General features: G+C 72.0%; 4 protein-coding genes. 2 read left to right on the top strand and 2 right to left on the bottom strand.

The features are described from left to right. Window positions 1–268: 268 nt before the first annotated feature. Both ACZ619_RS29210 and ACZ619_RS29205 read right to left on the bottom strand, forming a co-directional pair. Entirely contained in the window at window positions 269–868 is a 600-nt protein-coding gene (locus tag ACZ619_RS29210) for a TetR/AcrR family transcriptional regulator (protein WP_469605007.1), read from the bottom strand. 377 nt (window positions 869–1,245) lie between these two features. Continuing rightward, window positions 1,246–1,440, bottom strand: a complete 195-nt coding sequence (locus ACZ619_RS29205; protein ID WP_469605005.1) for a ferredoxin — start codon at window positions 1,438–1,440, stop codon at window positions 1,246–1,248. A 250-nt stretch (window positions 1,441–1,690) separates the two neighbouring features. On the opposite strand from ACZ619_RS29205, the gene ACZ619_RS29200 reads away from it, so the two are divergent. Beyond that, on the top strand, window positions 1,691–2,647 hold the full coding sequence (locus ACZ619_RS29200; protein WP_469605002.1) for a MaoC/PaaZ C-terminal domain-containing protein: 957 nt from the start codon (window positions 1,691–1,693) through the stop codon (window positions 2,645–2,647). Window positions 2,648–2,927: 280 nt separating this feature from the next. Beyond that, entirely contained in the window at window positions 2,928–3,938 is a 1,011-nt protein-coding gene (locus ACZ619_RS29195; protein ID WP_469605000.1) for a TIGR03617 family F420-dependent LLM class oxidoreductase, read from the top strand. The last annotated feature ends 218 nt before the right edge of the window (window positions 3,939–4,156 follow it).

Here is a 4,156-nt window from a genome sequence, read left to right as displayed (position 1 = left end):
CCACCCCCAGGTCATCCGTTCGACAGGGGGGAACAGTCATGCCGGGCCCGGAGGCCAGCGGCCCTCTTGCAGGACCGCGAAGAACATAACGGGGGGGGCGGCCGCGCACGGGGGGCGGCCGAGCCTCGGCGGTGCACCACCGCCGGGGCTCGCTGTCGTGCGGGCTCCCGGCCCGGCTTCAGGATGCTCGAATCCGCGCGGCCGTCCCGCGCACGCGGAGGAGCCCGGACCGGGATCGCCCCGCAACCGCCCCGTGCCGGGCGAACCGTCAGGCCCGCAGAGCCCGGAGGATCATCGAACGGGCCTCACCCGCGATGTCCTCCAGGGAGCGGCCGTCGAGCTCGAACGCCCGCACCGCGGCGTGCAGCACGCCGGACACCATCATGGCGGTGAGCCGCACGTCGTCGACCGGCCGCAGCTGCCCCGCGGCCGCGCCTCTGCTCACGATGGACTCGATGCGCGACAGCAACAGCCGGGTGGACGGGAAGTCCTCCGAGACGTGCAGCTCCGGATGCCCCTGCATGGCCTGGAGCAGCAGCAGCCGCGGGGCACCCTGGCCGAAGCGGGTCAGCAACCGGTCGATCACTACGGTCAGTTGCTGCTCGGCGTCGGCGTCGGCGTCCACCGCCTCGTCCAGATCCGCGACGACCGCCGAGAGCGCGCGCTCCACCGTCGCGTGCTGCAACGCCTGCTTGTCCTTGACGTAGTTGTAGACCGTGTTGCGGGCGATGCCGGCCCGCTCGGCGATCCCGGCCAGCGTGAGAGCGGTGAACCCCTCTTCCAGCACCGCCGCCTCGAACGCGTCGAGCAGCCTCGTCATGGTGAGGCCCCGGTGCTCGGCGACACTGGCGGCAGTGATCTTGGGCACTGGTCAGTGCCTCCGTTCCATGCGGGACCCGACATGCGGCAGGGAGAGTATCGACGTCATCCGCGAGGCTCGCAATCCGCGCCCGGACCGGCATCCGCAGGAGCACGCGACCGGGACCGTGGCAGCGGCTTCCACCCTTCGGCGGACCTGCCGGGCCGGGACGGGTCGCGTCCCGCGAGGTGGTGCGAGCGATCATGCGCTTTGCCCTCCGCCACCCGCATCGCGCTGATCTCCGCGCAGGTGCGGCACGCGAAGTGCCCCGGCCAGGCGCCGGACGTACCCCGTCCGGTCGAAGTACCCGGCGTGACCCGCGAGTTCCGGTCCGTTGATGGGCTGCACCACCCGGCGGGACGCCATCCCAGCACGACCCGTCCCCGTCAGTCCGGCCGGAGGGCCAGCGCCGCGGCCGGGCACATGTGCACGGCTTCCTCGACCGCGCGCAGTTCTTCCGGACGCGGGGTCTCGGCGAGCAGGGTGACGATGCCGGCATCGTCCTGGTCGAACACCGAGGGCGCCAGCATCACGCACTGGCCGGAGGCCACGCACTTCTCGGAGTCGGCATCGACTTTCACGGCTCACAACCTTCCGGTCCGAAGAGAGAGGCCGCCGGAATTCTCTGCTTCCGCCGAGTCCGCCAGTCTTCACGACGCCGTGTCGCAATCATTACGACACCACGTCGCAAAACTCTGCGTCAAGGGTTGCGGCCGTACAGCCGACAGCCCCATCATCCAGACACGGTCTACGTCACGGCTGTCTACGTCGACACGGCTGTCCGCGGACATGTCCTGGCCGCACCACCGTCCGCACCGGAGGGGAGCGTACATGGCGATACATCTCGATGCCGTGGGACAGGAGTGGACGGAGGGTGAGCGCAGCTGGACCTCGCGCGACGCTTGTCTGCACGCCCTGGGTGTCGGCGCCGGAGCATCGGACCCGCTGGCGGAGATCGCATACACCACCGAGAACTCATGGCGGGTACGGCAGCGGGTACTGCCCTCTTTCGCCGCCCTCCTGGGCCGCGTGGACAAGTGGCCGAAGATCGGCGATTTCGACGAGTCGCAGATCGTCCACACCGAGCAGACGGTGCGGCTGACCCGCCCCATCCCGGCGAACGGACGGGTCCAGGTGACCGGGCGGGTCACGGCCATCCACGACGAGGGGCGCGACGCGTTCGTGGCTCTTCGGTCGTCACTCACCCACGCCGGCTCCGGCCGGCCACTGGCGACGGTCTGCTCGGGGTACCTGATCAGGGGTGAGGGCGGCTTCAACGGCACACGGAGACCAGGCACGTCGTGGCACGTGCCGGCCACCCCCGCCGCCTACACCGTCACCTGCCGCACACGGCCGGAGCAGGCCCTGCTCTACCGGCTCGGCGGGGAGACCGATCCGGTCCACTCCGACCCCTGGTACGCGAACCTGTCCGGCTTCCGGCGGCCGATCCTGCACGAACGCTGCACCTACGGCTTCACCGCTCGCGCCCTGCTGAACACACTGTGCGCGTCGGACCCGGCCGGATTCGGGCAGATGTCCGCGAGGTTCGTCTCACCGGTCGTCCCGGGCGACGAACTCACGGTCCGGGTCTGGGAGCAGGAGGACGGATCGTTCTCGTTCGTGGCCGAGGTGGACGGCACGACCGTCCTGGACCACGGCGTGTTCCGCAGCAGACCTGCCACGGAAGAAGAGGCGGCGGCAGGGGCGGCGGACATGTCCACGTACACGCCGTACGTCGAGCGTCGGCAGGTCGGTTTCCCCGTCCTCGGGCAGCCCGCATCGCTCTGAGCGCGGTCGAGCACGTCTCTGGTACACGCGCACCGGGCGGCACAGCGCGCGGTGCCACCACCCTTGAGGGGCATCGGCGTAACTCACCGGCCGTGCCGACGAGTTCGGCCCGGGGCGGGACATCCCGCCGACGTGAGCCGCCGCGCACGACGGGAGACGACCGAGGCGACGCGGATGTGTACGCACGGGGCGGAACAGAGCGCGGGCTCCTCCGGCGACCACACCGGCGGATCCCGGCGCGCCCCGCACCCGCCGCATGACATCGACAGGAGCGACCCCCATGAGGATCGACGCGAACCTGCACCACATCGGCAACGCCTTCGAGCGAGCACGGGCACTGGAGTCCGAGGGCTACGACGCGGCCTGGACCAGCGAGGTGGCCCAGGATCCCTTTCTGCCGCTCGCGCTGGCCGCCGAGGCGACCGGGAGGATCCAGCTCGGCTCGGCCATCGGGGTGGCCTTCGCCCGCTCCCCCATGACCCTCGCGTACACGGCGCACGAGCTCCAGCGGCACTCACAGGGGCGTTTCCTCCTGGGCCTCGGCTCGCAGGTCAAGGCGCACATCGAGCGACGTTTCTCGATGACCTGGGCGGGCCGCCCGGTGGCGCAGATGCGGGAGTACGTCCTCGCGCTGCACGCGATCTGGGACGCATGGCGCTCGGGGCGAAGGCTCGACTTCCAGGGCGACTTCTACCGGCACACGCTGATGCCGCCAGAGATGACACCGCCGCCGCACGAGTTCGGGCCGCCCAGGGTGATGCTCGCGGGTGTCGGCACGGGGATGACACGGCTCGCCGGGGAGGTGGCCGACGGGTTCTTCTGCCACAGTTTCACCTCTCCCCGGTGGATCCGGGAACGCACCCTGCCGGCCCTGCGCGCCGGCCGCGAGAGCGCCGGCCGGACCATGCGGGACTTCGAGGTGTCGGTGACGCCGCGGATCATCACCGGGAGCGCCGCGGAGATGGAGCAGGCGATTCCCGCGGTACGCAGGCGCATCGCCTTCTACGCCTCCACGCCGGCGTACCGGGGCGTGCTGGAACTCCACGGCTGGGAGGCGATCGGCGAGGAGCTCACCACGCTGTCCAGGGCCGGTCGCTGGCAGGAGATGGGCGCGCTGGTCACCGACGAGATGCTCGACACGTTCGCGGTGGTCCGCTCACCGAAGGAGTTGCCGGAGGAACTGGCCGAGCGGTTCTCCGGGCTAGTCACTCGCATCACCCTGGCTCCGTCGGCGAACCTGGGCGAGGACGCGACCGCCGAGCTCGTCCGGCGGCTGCGCGCCGCCCCGTGACGGTGCGCCCTGCGGCGTTCCGGCGACCGGCGGCGGCCTCGGCCGCCGCGCGGAGATGCTCGCGCCCCCGGCTGTCCCGCTCGCCGTCGGGGGGGGGGGGGGGGCCGGGGGGGGGGGGGGGGGCCGGCCGCTGCTAGCCCCCCCGGCCGGGCCGCCGGCGCCGCACCAGGCGGCCCCGCGCCCCCGGCGCCCCCGCCCGGGCGAATCCCGGCGGGCGG

The organism is Streptomyces sp. NPDC104367 (assembly GCF_055583825.1).
Note: the sequence above shows the minus strand (reverse complement) of the source record. Positions and strands in the feature narration are given on the sequence as shown.